Origin of the sequence: Gluconobacter vitians, assembly GCF_015244565.1 — a bacterium.
GTDB lineage: Bacteria > Pseudomonadota > Alphaproteobacteria > Acetobacterales > Acetobacteraceae > Gluconobacter > Gluconobacter vitians.
Window position 1 is genome coordinate 14,855 of sequence record NZ_JABCQG010000022.1, and the last position, 18,849, is coordinate 33,703.

15 protein-coding genes are annotated in these 18,849 nt (G+C 58.3%); 5 read left to right on the top strand and 10 right to left on the bottom strand.

The features are described 5' to 3' along the window. Window positions 1-66 precede the first annotated feature (66 nt). Window positions 67-2,544: a phosphocholine-specific phospholipase C gene (locus HKD24_RS12975; protein ID WP_194260657.1), complete on the top strand. Its 2,478-nt coding sequence runs from the start codon at window positions 67-69 to the stop codon at window positions 2,542-2,544. A gap of 12 nt (window positions 2,545-2,556) precedes the next feature. On the opposite strand, the gene HKD24_RS12980 is transcribed toward HKD24_RS12975, so the two are convergent. From HKD24_RS12980 to HKD24_RS13025, 10 genes are all read right to left on the bottom strand, one after another. Further along, window positions 2,557-2,838, bottom strand: coding sequence for a hypothetical protein (locus HKD24_RS12980; RefSeq protein ID WP_194260658.1), 282 nt, complete (start codon window positions 2,836-2,838; stop codon window positions 2,557-2,559). After that, the gene (locus tag HKD24_RS12985) at window positions 2,835-4,289 is read right to left on the bottom strand and encodes a PepSY-associated TM helix domain-containing protein (RefSeq protein ID WP_194260659.1); all 1,455 of its coding nucleotides are present in this window, start codon (window positions 4,287-4,289) and stop codon (window positions 2,835-2,837) included. Before HKD24_RS12985 ends, HKD24_RS12980 begins: the two co-directional genes overlap by 4 nt. Further along, the gene (locus HKD24_RS12990; RefSeq protein ID WP_194260660.1) at window positions 4,286-4,588 is read right to left on the bottom strand and encodes a hypothetical protein; all 303 of its coding nucleotides are present in this window, start codon (window positions 4,586-4,588) and stop codon (window positions 4,286-4,288) included. The genes HKD24_RS12985 and HKD24_RS12990 overlap by 4 nt, the downstream gene beginning before the upstream one ends. Beyond that, complete coding sequence (locus tag HKD24_RS12995; RefSeq protein WP_194260661.1) at window positions 4,572-6,761, bottom strand: TonB-dependent siderophore receptor; 2,190 nt, start codon at window positions 6,759-6,761, stop codon at window positions 4,572-4,574. The genes HKD24_RS12990 and HKD24_RS12995 overlap by 17 nt, the downstream gene beginning before the upstream one ends. Before the next feature lie 179 nt (window positions 6,762-6,940). Further along, a complete protein-coding gene (locus tag HKD24_RS13000) occupies window positions 6,941-7,714 on the bottom strand; it encodes an SDR family NAD(P)-dependent oxidoreductase (RefSeq protein ID WP_062508896.1) in 774 nt (257 codons plus the stop codon). 19 nt (window positions 7,715-7,733) lie between these two features. After that, window positions 7,734-8,837, bottom strand: coding sequence for an ABC transporter ATP-binding protein (locus HKD24_RS13005; protein WP_194260662.1), 1,104 nt, complete (start codon window positions 8,835-8,837; stop codon window positions 7,734-7,736). Between the two features lie 53 nt (window positions 8,838-8,890). Beyond that, a complete protein-coding gene (locus HKD24_RS13010; RefSeq protein ID WP_194260663.1) occupies window positions 8,891-9,718 on the bottom strand; it encodes a carbohydrate ABC transporter permease in 828 nt (275 codons plus the stop codon). Window position 9,719: 1 nt separating this feature from the next. Continuing rightward, complete coding sequence (locus HKD24_RS13015) at window positions 9,720-10,628, bottom strand: carbohydrate ABC transporter permease (protein WP_194260664.1); 909 nt, start codon at window positions 10,626-10,628, stop codon at window positions 9,720-9,722. 25 nt (window positions 10,629-10,653) lie between these two features. After that, window positions 10,654-11,982: an ABC transporter substrate-binding protein gene (locus tag HKD24_RS13020; RefSeq protein ID WP_194260665.1), complete on the bottom strand. Its 1,329-nt coding sequence runs from the start codon at window positions 11,980-11,982 to the stop codon at window positions 10,654-10,656. Window positions 11,983-12,070: 88 nt separating this feature from the next. Then, the gene (locus HKD24_RS13025; RefSeq protein ID WP_194260666.1) at window positions 12,071-13,717 is read right to left on the bottom strand and encodes an FGGY-family carbohydrate kinase; all 1,647 of its coding nucleotides are present in this window, start codon (window positions 13,715-13,717) and stop codon (window positions 12,071-12,073) included. Window positions 13,718-14,003: 286 nt separating this feature from the next. Here HKD24_RS13025 and HKD24_RS13030 point away from each other — a divergent pair, with 286 nt between their 5' ends. The 4 genes from HKD24_RS13030 to HKD24_RS13045 all read left to right on the top strand — a co-directional run bounded on the left by HKD24_RS13030 (window position 14,004) and on the right by HKD24_RS13045 (window position 18,734). Beyond that, window positions 14,004-14,774 carry an SDR family oxidoreductase gene (locus tag HKD24_RS13030; RefSeq protein WP_194260667.1) on the top strand — a complete coding sequence of 257 codons (771 nt, stop codon included), beginning with the start codon at window positions 14,004-14,006 and terminating at the stop codon, window positions 14,772-14,774. A gap of 133 nt (window positions 14,775-14,907) precedes the next feature. Next, window positions 14,908-16,251 (top strand): GntT/GntP/DsdX family permease, encoded by a 1,344-nt coding sequence (locus HKD24_RS13035; protein ID WP_194260668.1) that lies wholly within the window; start codon window positions 14,908-14,910, stop codon window positions 16,249-16,251. 302 nt (window positions 16,252-16,553) lie between these two features. Beyond that, a complete protein-coding gene (locus tag HKD24_RS13040; RefSeq protein WP_194260669.1) occupies window positions 16,554-18,026 on the top strand; it encodes a sugar porter family MFS transporter in 1,473 nt (490 codons plus the stop codon). 378 nt (window positions 18,027-18,404) lie between these two features. Beyond that, a complete protein-coding gene (locus tag HKD24_RS13045; RefSeq protein ID WP_322783319.1) occupies window positions 18,405-18,734 on the top strand; it encodes a helix-turn-helix domain-containing protein in 330 nt (109 codons plus the stop codon). The last annotated feature ends 115 nt before the right edge of the window (window positions 18,735-18,849 follow it).

Sequence of the window (18,849 nt, forward strand, 5' to 3'; positions counted from 1 at the left end):
ACTGTTGCCCGGATTACCTTCTTTTCCGCGCAAGATGCATCCTTATGGTTTCAGGCAACGGTTGATATGTCCACTCGCAGAACCTTCCTCAAATATGCCCTGTTCGGTGGTGCCGCTGCTGCAACCGAAGGCCTGCCCGCCGCAATCCGCCGCGCCTATGCCATCGCTCCCGAGCCGGGGACTACCTATCTGAATGCCGAGCATGTCGTCATTCTCATGCAGGAAAACCGCTCCTTCGATCATATGTTCGGCACGCTGGCCGGCGTTCGCGGCTTCAACGACAGACGGGCGATGCGCCAGAAAGACGGCAGTTCCGTTTTCGTGCAGTCGGGCAAAAGCGGCGAGACCTATACGCCCTGGCGTCTGAACATCCATGATACGAAGGTTACGTGGATGGGTTCGATCCCCCATTCGCGCGACAGTCAGGTCGATGCCTGGAACGGGGGGCATCATGACCGCTGGATTGACGTCAAGCGGCCCCATAAGAAGGAATACAAGCAGTATCCGCTGACCATGGGGTATTATACCCGTGAGGATCTGCCATTTTATTATGCGCTGGCCGATGCATTTACGGTCTGCGACCAGAATTACTGCGGCGCGATGACCAGCACGACGCCGAACCGGCTCATCTTCTGGACCGGAACCGTGCGCGATCAGCAGAATACGGCGTCGAACGTCTATATGCGCAATCCGGAAATCCTTGAAGGAGGCATGACTTGGACGACCTTTCCGGAGCGGCTGGAAAAGATCGGCGTCTCATGGAAGTTCTACCAGAACGAGATCAGCCAGACGGGTGGGTTGTCACCGGCAGAGCGTTCCTGGCTGTCCAATTTCGGCTGTAACGTGCTGGAATGTTTCGACAGCTTTCATGTCAGCTCCAACCCAGGCTTTGAGGTATGGATTGCGGAACGGATCAAGGAATGTTCCGAGCATATCAACCGGCTTGAGAAACTTGAGATGCTGGTCTCCGGCAGCCGTGAGGAGCAGCTTGTCGAGGCAAAGGCCCTGATGGATGTTCTGCGCCGGCGCCAGAAATCTGCAAAAGGATATGAGAAGCTGACGCCCGAAGAACGCGCGCTTTTCACCAAGGCTTTCGTGACCAACCGTGCCGATCCCGACTATCACACGCTTGAAGACCTGGCGTTTGCAGACGACCCGGACGCAAAGGGCATGAAAGCGCCGAAAGGGGACGTGCTTTACCAGTTTCGCAAGGATGTGCGGACGGGCCAGCTTCCGGCGGTGTCGTGGATGGCAGCGCCTGAGCATTTCTCCGATCACCCGACCTCGGCCTGGTACGGAGCCTGGTATGTGTCGGAGGTCATGAACATCCTGACCGAAAATCCCGAAGTTTGGAAGAAGACTATTTTCATCCTGACCTATGATGAAAATGACGGGTATTTCGATCACTGCTGTTCCTACGCCGCACCAGCCCCCCAGCGTCCGGAGACGGGTCGCTCATCGGCGGCGATTGGTTCGGACGGGCTGGAATATACGACGGCCGAAGATGAAACCCGCCGTGGTGTGCCGGAGCGCCTTGCCCGCAGCGGGCCGATCGGGCTCGGTTTCCGCGTACCGATGGTTGTGGCGTCTCCGTGGAGCCGGGGAGGAAGGGTCAATTCCGAGCTCTTCGACCACAGCTCAACATTGCAGTTCCTGGAACATTTTGTTGAAAAGAAGTTCGGCAAGCCTGTGCGGGAGACCAACATTTCTCCATGGCGTCGGGCCATCTGTGGCGATCTGACGTCCTGCTTCCAGCCCCATGATGAGCCGGCACCATCGCTGGAGTATCTGGACCGGAACACGCATCTGCGGGCAATCGAGGACGCGCGGGATCGGCCCATGCCGGGCGGTTTCCATTCCCTGTCCACCGATGAAATCGCGGCACTCAGGGCTGAGCCAGAGCTGTTGCACAAGACGGTGCGTCAGGAAACGGGGACGCGCCCTGCCTGTGCTCTCCCGTATGAACTCTATTGTGATGGTGGTTTGGACGTGGGACAGGGCCGGGTTGGTCTGACGCTGCGGGCTGGGCAGACGGTTCATGGTCAGCGGGCCGCCGGTGCGCCGTTCAATGTCTATGACTATCGCAATGGCGGCCGGGATCTTCAGGCGGGAACATATGCGGTGGCTGCCGGGGATATGCTGGATGTCACATTGCCGGTCGTAGATGGACTGTATGACGTTGTGGTTCATGCGCCCAACGGCTTTTACAGGGCCTATCGCGGGCATCATGACCGGGTCGTGCTTCGGTCGGCCTGCCGGTACGAAATTGGTGGCAAGGGAAAGGCGCCCGGAATTGTTCTCTCGCTGAGCAATGGCGGAAAGGTTCCGCTGAGCATTCAGTATCGGACAGGGAATGCCGGACCGCTGCGAACGGTTATCGTGAAAGCTGGCGGTCATCAGGAGATCAGGCTGGATCTGTCGGCCACTCATCAGTGGTATGATGTGACGCTGACATCCCCGGCAGATCCTGACTTCAGACAGGTTCTTGGAGGCCGGATGGAGACCGGACAGCCGACAGTCAGCGATCCGGCGATGGCTGGCTGAATATTCCCCGTGTCATGATCGCGGTTTGCGCTCCCACAAGGAGCAGGCGAGAGCCGCGATCATGGTTTCGGGCCCCAGAAGCAGAATCCACTCGATAACCGTCAGAACGGGCGGATCGTCAGACAAAACCTGAAGAGCAAAGCTGAAAAGTAGACCGGCGGCTGCACAGCACTTCAGGATAAGTCGCTGCCCATCCATCAGCCTATCATGCCAGAATACGCGGTTTCCACGTATGGAACCCGCGACCAGAATCAGCATGGCGCATTGTCCGCACAGAAGCGAAATCCAGCTCATCTTGCTGTCCGTACCGTACGGACCATGGCGCAGGAAAAGGCTCCCGACAGGGCAAGTGCTGTCATACTGACGCCGGCAATTGCCGGGCTTTGCCAGGGCAGGCTGAGCAGGGCGACCAGCAGGCAACTCAGGGCATTGCCGCCGAGCAGCTCCGGCCAGCTTCGGTCCGGACGCCGCAGGAGCGTGTAAAGCAGGGCAGCGCCCCAGACCGCGAATACACTGACCACTTCGAGATGGGCTCGGTGATGCATCGTCACGGGAAGAAGTCTGTTTGCGATGAAGAATGCGGAGAAGGCGAGCGGGGTGCCCATCAGAACGCCAACGTTCATCCGGGCGACAATCCGGTGTCCCATATGGTGCGGACGACGCAGCCGCTTGAGCGTCCACAGATGCATGCCGCTCCCGATGACAGCAGCAAGTGCAAGGCCGGACAGGAAATAGAGCCAACGGGTCAGGCCAGGCGCAAACCGTCCGACATGCAGTCCGTACAGGAAGGTATAGGCCCCGATGACAGGAAGGTTCTCGATATGCTCTCTGATGATCTGGCCTGAAGGGCCATCGAACGTGATGACATGTGACGCGGTGCTGACAGTGCCGTTATTGCCCGCAATCATCGTGACCAGGGCGTTCTGGTCGGACGGGTTGAACACATAGATCTGTTCCAGGCCTGTCCCACCGAACCGTCTGTCGGCTTCCTGCAGCATCGGAAGGACTGGTGCGAGATGGGCCGGGTGTCCGCTGGGGGGGCGAGAATAGAGGGCCGCGTTCAGTTCGGTATAGGACGCGGTCAGATCGTGCCGGTAGAGGGCCTGCGTGCTCCAGGGCAGGAGCAGGGAGCCGAGTGTTACGGCGCCGGTCAGTGAAATCATCAGGTGAAAAGGCAGGGCGGCGACGCCCAGCAGGTTGTGCATGTCCAGCCAGCTTCTCTGGCCGCGTGACGGACGGAATGTAAAGAAATCCGCGAAAATCCGCCGATGGATGATGATCCCGGTGACCAACCCGACAACAAGTGCCAGAGCTGCAACTGCCGCAATCAGCCGCCCCCAGGGATAGGGAAGCTGAAGCTCGAAATGGAAGCGATAGAAGAACTCGCCGCCCAGCGTATCCCTGATGCCAGCCGGACTGCCGGTTACGGGATCGAGCGCGCGCTGGATATAGGTGCCTTTTGCATCAGGCCAGAGTGCGCTGACGACAGGGCTGCGGTCATTGGCGCTTGCAACATACCAGGCGTTTGCAGCAGGGGCATTGTGGCTCAGCCAGTCTAGTGCATGCGTGTCTGCGAGAAGGGGATCGGGGCGTGATACGGAGAGCTCCGGTCTGGCCCAGAGGCTGATTTCCTGCCGGAATACGCTCAGTGCGCCTGAAAGCGCGATGGCAAACAGAACCCAGCCGGTGATGAGGCCCAGTGTGGTGTGAACCAGAGCCATGGAGGCGCGGAAGGTGTTTCTCATGGGCGCCAGCCGCCACCGAAAGCCAGAGCGGCCACAAGAACCGCCAACACAAACAGTCCTGCTGACAGTCGCCGGATGCTGCTGAAACCGAAGGACGCCATGAAAATGACGGGCCAGAGGATCAGGCCGAGGAAGATCCCGGCCATGGCGGCGTCTGCTCTGGAAAGGGGGAGCCAGAAGGCGATGCAGATCCCCGCCAGGGCGGAGAGGGCGTAACCGACCGGTAACGCCACGACGAGGCGCAGGGCGATGTCGTAGCGTGTGGGTCTTTCAGGCTTTGGTTTACCAACTGAAGCCAATATTGGCCTGCGCGTTACGGCGCTCTCCGTAGTAGCAGTATTCCTGACCGTAGGAGGCATAGCTCAGGCAGTTGGCGACGAAGTTCTTGTCAAAGAGGTTGCGGACGCTCGCCCCCACATTCCAGCCGCGCAGACTGTGGGACAGGTTGGAGAGATCGTACCGCACGGAGGCATCGAACACGGCATATTGTGGCACCCAGACACTCCCGTAAGATGCTTCACCACCATAGGATTTATTGGAATAGCGCATGCCGCCGCCAAAGCCGAGCCCCTTCGCCGGACCGGACGGCATCGTATAGAACGCAAACAGCGAGGCATTGCCTTTTCCGGACTGGATGAGCGGCTTGCCGGTTGAGTCGTCATGGACCTTCTGGATGCTGACGGCTGCTGTCAGGACGAGGTTGTGGAACGGCTCGGCATGGGCTTCGAACTCGAAACCATCCGAATGGACCAGCCCGCTTTCGGCGCTGTAACCCGTGTTGCCGACGCCGACGAGGACATTGGTCTGCTCGATATGGAAACCCGCTGCTGTGAGAAGCAGTGAAGTGCCCGGAAGCTGGTATTTCAGGCCGCCTTCAAGCTGCTTGCCAAGGGACGGATTGGCCTGACGCACGGTCTTGCCACCATCCGTCGAAACGCTTCCGGACTGCGGCTGGAACGACGTCGAGTAGCTGATATAGGGCGAGAGGCCGAAGTCGAAATGATACAGTCCCGAGGCGCGCCAGGTGATCTGGCTCGGGCTCTGGTTGGTCGTCGTGTTGTACATGTTGTCGGTCTGGTGGGACCGGTACCAGTCGTTACGAATGCTGCCCGTCAGGATCAGGCGGTGCCAGTGGATCTCGTCCTGACCATAGATGCCGGCCTGATGGGAGTCGGTATTGTAGTTCACCCAGGGTGAGGGGGTAGGAATGGCCATCTGGTAGTTCGGGTGGAACACGTTCAGATCAGGCGCAGAACCATAATAGCCGACTTCCGAGGCGCTCTGCTGCATGTAGTCGAAACCGAACATCATGCTGTGACGCAGCGGCCCGGTCCGGACATGGCCCTTGAACTGGCTGTCGAAAGTCAGGTTATGCGTATGCTCGTTGGTGGCAATGGCCGAGCGGGCAAGCGTGTCGTCCGAGACGTAATAGCCGCTGTCATAGACGCTGCGGTACTGGGTTTTGATGTCATCGTAGCGGCCGCGCGTGCTGAAGCTCCAGTCATTGTTGAAGCGGTGGTTGAAGATATAGGTGATGGCACCATGACGGCGGTTGTATTTTTCGAATGATGAGTCGCCGTCATAGAAATTGCGGGGCAGATAGCCAAAGGATGCGCGTTTGAGCGAACCGACCAGCGGGACGCCGCCATAGGTGCCGTTTTCAGGATCGTACTGATAATTGCCGAGGATCGTCAGCGTCGTGGGACCGTCACCGCCGAAGGTAAAAGATGGGCTGATGGAGAAGCGGCGGCTTCCAGTGCGGCTGAGCTGGCTGTGCTGTCCGTTGACCGTACCGTTGACGCGATAGCGGACAAAGCCGTTATCCGTCACATAGCCGCCGACATCGGCATCCACGCGATACAGATCGAACATGCCGCCGGTCGCGTTGACGCTGCCATAAGAGCGCTGATCCGTAGCGATCTTGCTGGACAGCGTGACAAGGCCGCCTGGGCTGGACTGACCATACAGGGCGGAGGCCGGGCCTTTGAGGATCTCGACACGATCCAGGCGCGACGTGTCCGTCTGGGCGACGGCATAGCCGGTGGGGCTGTCCTGAAGCTTCAGGCCATCAAGAAAGGTGGGCGCGGAAAAGCCGCGCAGGGCGAACTGGTCGTAGCGGCTGCCAACGCCACCACCGCGCAGATCCGGTGTGATGCCAGCGGTATAACGCACGGCCTGATTGAGGTTCAGGACATTGCGGATGTCCATCTCGTTGCGGGTAATGACCGTGACAGACTGGGCCGTTTCGATCAGCGGTGTGTCCGACTTGGTCGCGGACGAGGCCAGCGTCGAGGCTCTGCGGGCGTGGACTTTGAGTTTTTCGACGGTCTGGGCCTGTGTTTCCGTCGTGACGGGTTTTTTGCTGCCTGACCGCTGCGGTTGTGCGGGTGGGATGGTCTGGTCGGCTGCGAAGACTTCTCCGCTCATGACGAGGGAGAGGGGTATCGCGTAAAGAATCCTGCTGCGGTGCATACCCGACCTCAATGACTGTTCGTGCTGGCGCGTGATCAGAGGCAGGTATCGCTATTGCGAGTGAGTTGCAAGTAGACTGCGGCGAAAATGAGACCCTGAAATATTTCGTCTAAGAAACCGAGTGTAACGGGGTTTGCCAAAGGTGTCCGGGCGCCCTGACAGCGCCCGGATCATGCGGCTCACCAGACGGTGAAACCGGCATCCACGTTGACGATCGCGCCCGTCATGAGGCTGGCTGCATCGGAGGCGAGAAACTGCACGACGGAAGCGACTTCGTCGGGCTGGCCCACGCGGCCCATCGGGGTTCCGGCGATCCAGGCGTCGTAGAGTTCCGGCTTTTCCATGCCGAAGCGGGTCAGGGTCGTTTCAATATAGGTCGGAGCGACGGCATTGGCGCGGATGCCATGAGGCGCCCATTCGGCGGCCAGCGAGCGGATATACTGGTGAACGCCGGCTTTTGATGCGTTGTAGGCGGCCTGCTGTTGCGGGCGGTTGACGATCAGTCCCGACATGGAGCCGATTGCGACAATCACACCTTTCTTTTGTTCGAGCATGATACGGCCTGCTGCCTGACAGGAGCGGAACATGCCGTTGAGGTTGATATCGACCTGCTTGAGCCATTGACCGTCCGTCATATCCTCGGCCTTGACCTCGGAAATGCAGATGCCGGCGCAGGCGACCAGAATGTCCAGACGGCCTTCCTGCTCATGCACGCTACGGATGGCGTTCTGCACACTGTCTGTTTTCGTGACGTCCATGGCGACGCTGCTGACGTCATGTCCTTCCATGCGGAGGTCTTCCACGGCCTTTGCCGACATGGCTTCATCAAGATCGGCGATAATGACCCGGGCCCCGGCCTCGGCCAGGGCGGTGACGCAGGCCAGACCAATATTCTGTGCACCGCCGGTGACGATGGCGACGCGGTTATCGAGGCGGAGTTTTTCCATATACATGAGATGCAGTTCCTAAAAATCAGGCAGCGAGCGGATGACGGCGGCAGGCTTCGAAAGCCAGACCGTCAGGGGCGAAAAGGTGACAGTTCTGCGGGGGGAGGGTCAGGCTGACATGGGTGTCCACATCTGTCAGAACCGCGCCGTCCGTCTGCACGACGATGATCTCTCCATCCGACATGCGGACATGGACAAGCGTGATGGCGCCAAGGCGTTCGATGACTTCCACAGTGCCGCTGTTCGGACCTGAAGGGGCCAGTTCGACATGTTCGGGACGGATGCCGACCGTCACCTTTGTGCCCGGGAGAATGCCGGGGGATGTGACCGGCACGTAGAGGGTCGAGCCGTCCCGGAGCTGGACGCTGGAGCCCGCGGAATCACCGCCTTGGAAAATGGCCGGGAAGAAGTTCATGGGCGGAGAGCCGATGAAGCGGGCCACGAACAGGTTGCGGGGGTGATGGTACAGTTCAAGCGGGGAGCCGATCTGTTCGACCACACCTTTCTGCAGGACGACGATCTTGTCCGCCATGGTCATGGCTTCGACCTGATCATGCGTCACATAAATCGTGGTGGCGCCGAGCTTGCGATGCAGGGCGGAAAGTTCCACGCGCATCTGGCCACGCAGGGCGGCATCGAGGTTTGAGAGCGGCTCGTCGAACAGGAAGACCTTCGGGTTGCGGACGATGGCGCGACCGATGGCGACGCGCTGGCGCTGGCCGCCGGAGAGCTGTCCGGGCTTGTGATGCAGATAGGGTTCCAGCTGGAGTGTATGGGCGACGTGCTCGATCTTTTCGCGGCGCTCGGCTTCCGGCATTCCGGCCAGTTTGAGGCCGAACTCCATGTTTTTGTACACGTCCATATGCGGGTAGAGCGCATAGGACTGGAAGACCATCGCCAGACCACGCTTGCCAGGTTCGACATCATTCATGCGCTGGCCGTCGATCAGGAGATCGCCGGAGGTGATGTCCTCAAGCCCTGCGATCATGCGCAGGAGCGTGGATTTTCCGCAGCCTGACGGGCCGACGAAAACTACGAATTCGCGGTCCTCGATCGAGAGGGAAATGCCCTTGATGATTTCTTCCGTAAGATAGGTCTTGCGGAGGTTCTTGAGTTCGACAGTCGCCATGGGTCAGGCCCCGTTCGTGCAGGAATGTTGGATGGAATGAGCCGGGATCCGCGTCATTTGACGGCTCCGAAAGTCAGGCCGCGGACGAGCTGTTTCTGGCTGATCCAGCCGAAAACTAGGATCGGTGCGACGGCCAGGGTCGAGGCTGCGGAGAGCTTGCCGAAGAACAGGCCTTCCGGAGAGGAGAACGATGCGATGAACGCTGTCAGCGGGGCGGCGTGCGAGGAGGTCAGGTTGAGGGACCAGAAGGCCTCGTTCCAGCACAGGATGAGTGACAGCAGGGCCGTGGATGCGATGCCGGGCAGGGCGAGCGGGAGGAGGACCATCGTCATTTCCTGCCAGCGCGTGGCACCGTCCATCCGGCCTGCTTCCAGGATCGGGGCCGGGACTTCGCGGAAAAACGTGTAGAGCATCCAGACGATGATCGGCAGGTTCGTCAGCATGTCCACGATGGCAAGACCGGTGCAGGTATCGAGCAGGTGGGTGTTGCGGGCCAGAAGATAGATCGGAACCAGTACGCCAACGGGCGGCAGCATCCGGGTCGAGAGCATCCACAGCAGGGTGCCGCGTGTACGCTTCGAGGGCATGAAGGCCATCGAGTAAGCCGCCGGGACGGCCAGTGCGATGGCACTGGCCGTTGCACCCACCGAGACGATCACGGTGTTGAACGTGAAATGCCAGTAGCTTGCGCGCTCGAACACCTCGGCATAGCTGCTCAGCGTGGGCATGAAGAACAGCTTTGGCGGCGTGGAAATCGCCTGGACTTCGCTCTTGAAGCTCGTGAGAAACATCCAGAAGATCGGGAAGAACAGCCAGAGCGCAATGCCCCAGCCGAGGATGGTGACGCCGATCCGGGTGCTGTTTTTTGTCTTGAGCGCCATGTCAGGCCTCCAGATTGCGGGCTACGGCGCGCACCAGAAAGATTGCAACGATATTGGCGATGATGATGGCAATTACGCCGCCGGCCGATGCACCGCCCACGTCGAACTGAAGCAGGGCGCGGGAATAGATCAGATAGGCGAGATTGGTGGAGGCCACGCCGGGACCGCCGGCCGTGGTGACGGAAATTTCAGCGAAGATCGTCAACAGGTAAATCGTCTCGATCATGACCACGACGCTGATCGCACGGCCCAGATGTGGCAGGATGATGTAGCGGAAACGCGCAACCGGGCCTGCACCGTCCATACGAGCCGCCTCGTGCTGCTCACCGTCCAGAGACTGCACGGCCGTGAGCAGGATGAGGACCGCGAAGGGCAGCCACTCCCACGCGACGATCATCATGACGGTCAGGAGCGGAAAGCGCGCCAGCCAGTCGATCGGCGTAAGACCTACAGCCCGCATCATGGCGGAATAGACGCCATAGATCGGGTGCAGCATCAGGTTCTTCCACAGCAAAGCGGAGACCGTCGGCATGATGAAGAATGGCGAGATGACCAGGATCCGGGCAATGCCGCGCCCGAAGAACTCCTGATCGTACAGGACGGCCAGCAGGGTGCCGCCACCAACACTGATGATCAGGACGCCCGCGACCAGCACGAGCGTATTGAGCAGTGAATGCAGGAAATCGGGGTCGGTCAGCAGGTACCAGTAATTGTCGATCCCCGCGAAACCATGCAGCGTAGGGTCAACGAGGTTATAGTTCTGCACCGAGTACCACAGCGTCATGACGAGTGGGACGATCGACCAGACCAGAAGGATCAGGACGGACGGAGAAAGGAGCAGGAAGCCTGTCCTTTTCCCGCTCCGGACGTTAGCCCCGGCGGGCGGGCTGTGATCGAGAACAACCTGCATGGCATTTTACCTTGAGCGGGTCGTGTTAGCGCGCACGGCCGGACTGGCGGAGCGCGCGGGTGATCGAGGACTGGGCGGATGCCAGCGCCTGATCGACCGTCATCTGGTCGGACAGGGTGGCGGCGACCGTCTGGCCGACCTGCGTGCCGATGGCCTGGAACTCCGGAATGCCGACGAACTGCGCACCCGTATAAGGACGGGGCTGCGCGGTCGGGCCGTTCGGATCAGCCGTCTTGATGGCGTTCAGGACGAAGGACGCAAAAGGAGCTGCCTTGAGGTATTCCGGCGCGGCATAGGTGGAGGCGCGCGTTCCCGGAGGGGCAGCGATCCAGCCTTTCTGTGCGGCGACCAGCTTGACGTAATCCTTGGATGTTGCCCATGTGATGAATGTCTGGGCATCCGCGTTCTGATGCGAACTGGCAGGGACGGCGAGGCTCCAGGCCCACAGCCAGGTCGGGCCTTTGCCGTAAGGGCCCTTGGGCGCGGGGGCGAAGCCGACCTTGTCCGCAACCTGTGACTGCTTGGGATCGAACAGCAGGCCACCGGCGACGGTGGAGTCAATCCAGATCCCGCAATGGCCGCTGGCGAACAGAGCGAGGTTTTCGTTGAAACCGTTGGAAGTGGCACCCGGAGGGCCGTCAGCTTTCAGGGCCGAGACATACCAGTTCAGGGTCGCTTTCCATGCATCGGACGTCATCGTCGGCTTCCAGGACATGTCGAACCACTGTGCGCCGAACGTGTTGGCGAGCGAGGACACATACGCCATGTTCTCGCCCCAGCCGGGCTTGCCGCGCAGGCAGATGCCGTAGACCTGATTGCCTTTGTCCGTGATCTTGTCGGCGAACTGGCGGATCTGGTCGTAAGTCGGTGCATCCGGCATGGTCAGCCCGGCCTTCTGGAACAGGTCCTTGCGGTAATAGGTCATCACGCTTTCGGCGTAGAAGGGCAGGGCGTAAAGCTTGTTATCGACTGTCAGACTGTCACGGACGGCAGGCAGGACGTCGTTTATGTCATAGGCAGCGTCGGGCTTGATCTCGGTGAGCCATCCCTGCTTGGCCCAGATCGGCACCTCATAATTGCCGATGGTGACGACATCGAACTGGCCGGTTTTCATGGCGATATCAGTCGTCACGCGCTGACGCAGGACGTTTTCTTCCAGTGTGACCCAGTTCAGATGAATGTCCGGATGGGCTTTCTCGAATTCTTTCGAAAGCTGCCGCATGACGATCATGTCGCCGTTGTTCACGGTCGCGATGGTCAGGGTTCCGGCCGCGTTTGCGCCGGAAAGGGCGGAGCCGGTCAGCAGAAGTGCGAGTGTGCAAATGGTTGTACGGGTTGTTTTCAGACGGGACATGGAAATTGAACCTCTGGAAAAGGCTGGTGCTGAATGGGCACGGCAGCGGAAGCAGGAAGAAGGCAGGAGAAGCGGATAGAGCTTGGCTTCAGCAGGTGCCCTCCTTTTCCAGAACGTCGCGCATCTGCTGACGCCAGGTGATCTGGGCGGCGAGCATGTCATGGGCGATGTTGCGCTTGGCGGCGTGGTAGGCCGCGACGCGATCATCCGGGAGGATTTCGTCTCCCGCGTGGCTCATCTGTGCCATGGCCTGCCGCAGATCGGCGTATGTCCCGCTTGCGACCGCGCCGAGGATGGCTGCGCCGAGCAGGACGGAATCCGGCTCGGCTGGCAGCAGAATGCGGCATCCCGTTGCGTTGGCATGTTCGCGCAGGAAGACCGGGTTCTTGGTACTGCCACCGGTCGCGAAAATCGTGTCGATCCGGTAGCCCTGCGCATTAAGAGCCTCGATGATATCCTTCGTGCCATAGGCAAGGCCCTGCAGCGTCGCGAGATACAGTCGCGCAAGATCATCAAGGGTATCGGACAAGGTCAGGCCACTGATCATGCCCGTCAGATCCGGATCGGCATGGGGAGAGCGGTTTCCGTGGAAATCCGGAAGAACATGCAGCCCGGCCGTAATGGTGCCGGGCAGTGTGCCGCGTTCCATAGCCTCGATGCGGGCGTTCAGAAGGGCATAGACACTGATGCCCGTCTTTTCGGCGTCCTGCCTGACCGTGGCCCCGAAACTATGGCTGGAAATGATGAAGTCGATCAGGGCGCCTGTTGCAGACTGGCCGGCTTCATTCAGCCACATCTCCGGAAGCATGGCATCCCAGTACGGCCCCCAGACGCCGGGCACGAAACGTGCATTTTTCGAAGCCGCCATGTGACAGCTCGACGTTCCGCAGATCAGTGCGATTGAGCGCTCAAGTTGCGTGTCCGAGAGAGAGCTTTCGGTATCAAGCCCGAGAAGCCCAAGTCCCCCGGCATGGGCATCGATAGCGGAGACACCAACGGGGATGCCGGGCTGCAATCCCATTTCCGACGCGGCTTTATCGCTCAAGCGCGCATCCAGAATACCGCCAAGAGGACGAATGTCGTTTCCGATGCGCGCGAAATTGCCGTCTGTAAGGTCTCCCAGTCCGACAGACTGGAAATATTCCTCATCCCAGCGGTTTTCGTGCGCAAGGTAGGTCCATTTGCAGGCTGTCGAACAGGCTGAACGGGACAGGGAACCGGTGGCGCGCCAAGTCAGGAAATCGGGAAGGTCAAAGAAGTGACCTGCCTGTTCATAGATCTGCGGAAGGTGACGCTTGAGCCAGAGGAGCTTCGGCGTTTCCATTTCCGGAGAAATCGTGCCGCCTACATAACGCAGGACGTCATGACCGCCACGGTTGATCTCGCGTGCTTCTTCAATCGCGCGATGGTCGGCCCAGAGAATGATATCCTGTCCCGCAGCGCCGTCCGGATCGACCGAAAGACCCTGTCCGTTCTTGTCGAGCACAACGAGAGAGCAGGTTGCATCGAAACCGATGCCAACAACCTGACCAGGTTCCTTCAATGCGGCCAGCGCGCTGCGCGTGGCCGTGCAGACAGCAGACCAGATGTTTTCCGAAGACTGCTGGGCATAATCAGCGCGCGGTGTCCATGTCTGGATCTTCTGGACAAAGGAAGCCTTCTTCTGTCCGTCCAGCGTGAAAAGGCCAGCGCGGGCGCTCCCTGTTCCAACATCAATTCCCAGAACAAGATCCATAAAGCCACATCCAGATCGCAATAGACACAGAACGGGAATGGAAGAGTGCCATGCCCGGAAGACCATAGACTGTTCGACTGGACTCAAAAAATCACATTCGAACGATATAAACTATTAATTGTTCTGTTACATATAACACCAATGGTGTCCAGATAGGTATAAGAAAATTTCCTCATGAAAGTTGAGGTCCACACCATGATGTGTTGCAGGCACGCGGAGTTGTGGATCCATGACGTGATCTGACTGTTACGAATGGAAGACCAGTCATTGCTCAAGGAAGACAGATATGACCCATCCTGACCTTTTTTCGCTCTCCGGCCGCCGCGCTCTTGTGACAGGAGCATCCCGCGGGATCGGTCTGGTTCTGGCGAAAGGACTGGCGCGTTATGGTGCGGAGGTCGTCCTGAATGGCCGCAATGCTGATGCTCTCGATGCGGCGAAGCAGCAGTTTGATGCTGATGGACTGAAAGCCGGTACTGCGGTCTTTGATGTTACGGATCAGGATGCGGTCATTGACGGGATCGAGACGATCGAACGTGAGCAGGGGCCGATCGACATTCTGATCAACAACGCCGGAATACAGCGCCGTGCGCCGTTGGAGCAGTTTCAGCGCAAGGACTGGGATGATCTCATTTCAACCAATCTCAACGCTGTTTTCTTTGTAGGACAGGCTGTTGCGCGCCACATGATTCCGCGCGGGCAGGGCAAGATCGTCAATATCTGTTCGGTGCAGAGTGAACTCGCACGTCCCGGAATTGCGCCATACACCGCGACCAAAGGGGCGGTTAAGAATCTGACGAAGGGCATGGCGACGGACTGGGCCAGGCACGGTCTTCAGATCAATGGCCTCGCTCCCGGGTATTTTGCAACGGAAATGAACGAAAAACTCGTATCGGACGAAGAGTTTACCGCATGGCTGAACAAGCGCACGCCCGCTGGACGATGGGGACAGGTGGAGGAACTGGTGGGGGCAGCCGTGTTTCTGTCATCCCCGGCCTCAAGTTTCGTTAACGGGCATATGCTGATGGTCGATGGCGGCATCAGTATATCACTTTAATATTTCGGGCTTAGTGACTGTGTCCTGTTACGAAATTTGTGTTACGGGCATTGTCTGCCGTGTTGGGGGACAGAAGGGTTTTCGTTAAGTAACGGTGATCCTGTCGGACGTGTCACAGGGAAGTTATCATCGGATGAGCTCCATCTTTGCCATCTCGCTCGCAACCGCTGCGATTGCGGCTGTTATCATCCTCATTGCCCGTTTTCGGATCAATCCGTTTATCGTCCTTTTCTCGGTTTCCATCCTCCTGGCGCTGGTCGCCGGGATGCCTGCGGACAAAGTGGTAGGGTCGTTCGAGGCTGGGGCAGGGCACGTCCTGGGGCATGTAGGAACGGTCATTGCGCTCGGCACCATGCTGGGGAAGATGCTCGCCGAGTCTGGTGGGGCTGATCGCATTGCCCTGACGATCTCGAACATCTCGGGGCGTCGTCACGTCGACTGGGCCATGATGCTGATCGGACTTCTTGTTGGCCTTCCAGTCTTTTTTGAGGTTGGATTTGTCCTGCTGATTCCGCTGGCTTTCGTTCTGGCGGATCGGACCGACACGCCTCTGCTGCGGGTTGCCTTGCCGATGGGTGCGGCGCTGTCCATCACCCATGCGCTTATTCCTCCCCATCCCGCTGCGCTTCTGGCTCTGAGCGCCTATCACGCCAATATCGGACTGACGATTTTGCTAGGGGTGTTGATCGGAACGCCGATTGCCGTGATTGCAGGGCCGCTTTTCGGCCGTTTTGCGGCGGCAAGAGTTATGCCGATTGGCGTCAACCCTCTGGCCCAGCAGTTCGTGAACAGTGAGCCTCCTGCCAGTCTGCCCAGCTTTGGCATTACGGTTTTCACCATCCTGTCGCCCGTTTTCCTGATGCTCGCAGGGTCCATGTCTCAGGGCATCATTGCGCCTGACACGACCCTGGGCGCCGTTCTGCGCTTTGTCGGCAATACGGATATCGCCCTTTTGCTGGCGACGGTGCTGTCCTTTTATGTGCTGGGGCAGGCCCGGGGATTTTCACGCGAGACCATTCTGCGATTTACAAATGAATGTCTCGGTCCGACGGCCCTGATCATGCTTCTCGTGGGCGCCGGCGGTGGCTTTGGCCGCGTTCTGGTGGATAGTGGTGTTTCCAAATCGATTACGGATGCTGCCCTTGGAGCCCATGTGCCGCTGCTTGTTCTGGCCTGGATGCTGGCTGCCATTGTCCGGGTTGCCTGCGGCTCGTCCACGGTTGCCATGGCCACGGCCTCCGGGATCGTTGCGCCTATTCTTGCGCGTTCAACGGGTGTCTCGCCGGAACTGATGGTTCTCGTCACAGGGGCAGGATCGGTCGCCTTTGGGCCGATGAATGACGCAGGGTTCTGGCAGTTGAAGGAATATCTCGGGCTGACAGTTCCCCAGACGCTCAAAACATGGTCCGTACTCGAAACACTGATTGCGGTCTGCGGCCTTATTTTTGGCCTGGTTGCGTCAATTTTCATTCATTAACAATATCGGTGCGGGACAGAAACTGTCCCGACCATGCGCGATCTTCAGGAGCAAGACCAGAATTATGTTTGGTCTGAATTGTAAGTGCAGATAACCGTATTGTTGTCGAGAACTCTGTCTGTTTCGGTTGAGATGGCATTCACATGAAATTCATCATCACAGATCATTGTTTTTAACAAGAAAAAACATCTTTTTTGGGGTGTTGTTTCTTTTAATGGGAAAACTTTTCTCCTGAGTGGCGTTCTGTTGTTCTGCAGGTTTTCCAACAGGGACACTCAGCATTTAGTATTGTTCAAGGCTGCATGAAGGAGGACGACGCGCAAGCTGTCGGGTCACGAATGGCAAAACTTACTCCCGAACAGAAGTTCGTGACGAATATCGTGATGGTCGTCACCATGGGCGCACTCGCCTTTGGTTACGATACCGGTGTTATTTCCGGAGCTTTACCGTTCATGTTGCGTCCACCGGCGCAGGGCGGCCTGGGTCTGACGCCTTTCACGGAAGGGCTTGTCACGTCTGCTCTTATCGTCGGTGCGACCATTGGCTCTCTCGTCTGTGGTCATGTGGCGGACCGTTACGGCAGAAGGGACAGTCTGATTGTCCTGTCTGTCGTGTTTATAATTGGGGCAGTCGGGACAGCCCTGTCACCATCTGTGGCGATCATGGTGGCCATGCGTGCGATCCTGGGTTTTGCAGTAGGCGGGGCTTCTGCCCTTGTGCCCATGTTCATCTCCGAAATGGCACATTCCAGCCGCCGCGAGCGCCTGGTCAGCCAGAACGAGATGATGATCGTTACCGGACAGCTGATTGCCTACATTCTCAATGCCATACTGGCCAAGATTTCGGAATCTCCCACAATCTGGCGGACCATGCTTGTGATTGCAGCGGCTCCGGCAGTTCTTCTGGGAGTAGGGCTGTTCTTTGTCCCACGTTCTCCACGCTGGCTCGCAAGCCGGGGCCGCATGGGTGAAGCCGAAGCGGTTTTGCAACTCATCAGGTCCACGCCTCGGCAGGTGCGCAAGGAAGTGTCCGAGATTTCCGCTCAGGAGGGTGAATCCTCCGATCAGATGGGTTGGCGGGAAGTTCTTGGGAAGACCTGGATCAGAAGACTGCTCCTGATCGGTATCGGACTCGGATTTACCGCGCAGTTTACGGGCGTAAACGCCTTCATGTATTTCACGCCGATCATTCTGCATCAAACCGGTCTGGGTACCGAGGCTGCGCTGGTGGCGACCATCGGAAACGGTATTGTCGCCGTTGGCGCAACATTGCTGGGGATCTGGATGATAAGCCGTTATCCCCGTCGTATCATGATGACGCTGGGGCTTTGTGCTGTGATCGTGGCGCATTTCGGCCTGGGTAGCACTCTGCTTCTGCTGCATGGCGCAACACTTGAAAGCGCAGTAGCGCTGGGCTGCATCCTGTTCGCGCTTCTCTTTATCCAGATGATGGTGTCACCATTGTATTGGCTGCTGATGTCAGAACTGTTCCCACTGCGCGCTCGTGGTGTTCTGACCGGGCTTTCAGTAGCTGCCCAGTGGATGTTCAATGCAACGGTGGCCTTTGTATTTCCGATCATGCTGCACTGGGCAGGGTCATGGACCTTCTATGTTTTCGCATTGATCAATCTCTGTTCTCTTCTGTTCGTCATGAAGTGCCTGCCTGAAACAAAAGGCATGACTTTGGAAGAACTCGAAACTCATCTCGAACAGGAACTGTCGCCAGCACATTCCGCCCACTCCGAGACGCGGACGATCCCTGCCGGATCTGTTTAATAAGGAAGTCGCAAAAAGCCATTTTGATCTGTTCAGAGCCGCTATGTAGTCTCTGATGAGACCCGCTTCTACGACAGATGAAATACTATTTTTCAGAAGATGGGGAGGTAAAACGGGATTTACCAGTAAAAGCCGATTTTATTTAATAATGAACGACGTAGATCGGTTCAGAATGTTCCAAGAGCCAAATAAATACACGAAGAAAAAATGATTGTTTTTCAGGATTTTCTTACCGGACCGAGTGGCGGGCGCAACAAGGATTGAACCTGTAACCCCAACCATGGCAAAACCGGCTGAACCCAACGGAATCAGAGACTTACAGAGTCAAACACGTTCAAAAAATGGCACGCACGATCGAAGCTAAATCATACAATGCATGTGAAGAGCATACCAGAAATTGACCGCCCTGTCAGGGCTTCCGTCACCTCCCCGAATGTCCTCAAGGCAGCCTTCCGCAAGCACGTCATGGGACTCTATTTCGACGGAACGCTCAAGCCGTCCGAGAAATCGGTCCTCATGACGCTGGCGACCTTTCTGGGCCGGAGAGGGCTGTATCCCAGTCATGAAGCAATCGCGCGCGCCTGCTGCTACTCCGTGTGGACCGTGATCCGCGCCCTTGAGCGCGCCTATGAACTTAGCATCGTCGAGCGAACCTACAGGGTGAAGCGGGAGGGCGGGAAGAAGGTCCGCACCAGCAACACACCTTGATCGTTAGGCTCAGGACCCATTGATTTGATTGAGGAAATCTGATTCAGGCTCTGTGAGGAGACTGGAGATGAGCGACCTGTTTTGGCTGACGGACGAACAGATGGGCCGTCTGCGG

Excerpts from the sequence above, each read along its gene's own strand:
- HKD24_RS12975 (WP_194260657.1), top strand. The coding sequence starts at position 67 with ATGTCCACTCGCAGAACCTTCCTCAAATATGCCCTGTTCGGTGGTGCC.
- HKD24_RS12980 (WP_194260658.1), bottom strand. The coding sequence starts at position 2,838 with ATGAGCTGGATTTCGCTTCTGTGCGGACAATGCGCCATGCTGATTCTG.
- HKD24_RS12985 (WP_194260659.1), bottom strand. The coding sequence starts at position 4,289 with ATGAGAAACACCTTCCGCGCCTCCATGGCTCTGGTTCACACCACACTG.
- HKD24_RS12995 (WP_194260661.1), bottom strand. The coding sequence starts at position 6,761 with ATGCACCGCAGCAGGATTCTTTACGCGATACCCCTCTCCCTCGTCATG.
- HKD24_RS13000 (WP_062508896.1), bottom strand. The coding sequence starts at position 7,714 with ATGTATATGGAAAAACTCCGCCTCGATAACCGCGTCGCCATCGTCACC.
- HKD24_RS13005 (WP_194260662.1), bottom strand. The coding sequence starts at position 8,837 with ATGGCGACTGTCGAACTCAAGAACCTCCGCAAGACCTATCTTACGGAA.
- HKD24_RS13010 (WP_194260663.1), bottom strand. The coding sequence starts at position 9,718 with ATGGCGCTCAAGACAAAAAACAGCACCCGGATCGGCGTCACCATCCTC.
- HKD24_RS13015 (WP_194260664.1), bottom strand. The coding sequence starts at position 10,628 with ATGCAGGTTGTTCTCGATCACAGCCCGCCCGCCGGGGCTAACGTCCGG.
- HKD24_RS13020 (WP_194260665.1), bottom strand. The coding sequence starts at position 11,982 with ATGTCCCGTCTGAAAACAACCCGTACAACCATTTGCACACTCGCACTT.
- HKD24_RS13025 (WP_194260666.1), bottom strand. The coding sequence starts at position 13,717 with ATGGATCTTGTTCTGGGAATTGATGTTGGAACAGGGAGCGCCCGCGCT.
- HKD24_RS13030 (WP_194260667.1), top strand. The coding sequence starts at position 14,004 with ATGACCCATCCTGACCTTTTTTCGCTCTCCGGCCGCCGCGCTCTTGTG.
- HKD24_RS13035 (WP_194260668.1), top strand. The coding sequence starts at position 14,908 with ATGAGCTCCATCTTTGCCATCTCGCTCGCAACCGCTGCGATTGCGGCT.
- HKD24_RS13040 (WP_194260669.1), top strand. The coding sequence starts at position 16,554 with ATGAAGGAGGACGACGCGCAAGCTGTCGGGTCACGAATGGCAAAACTT.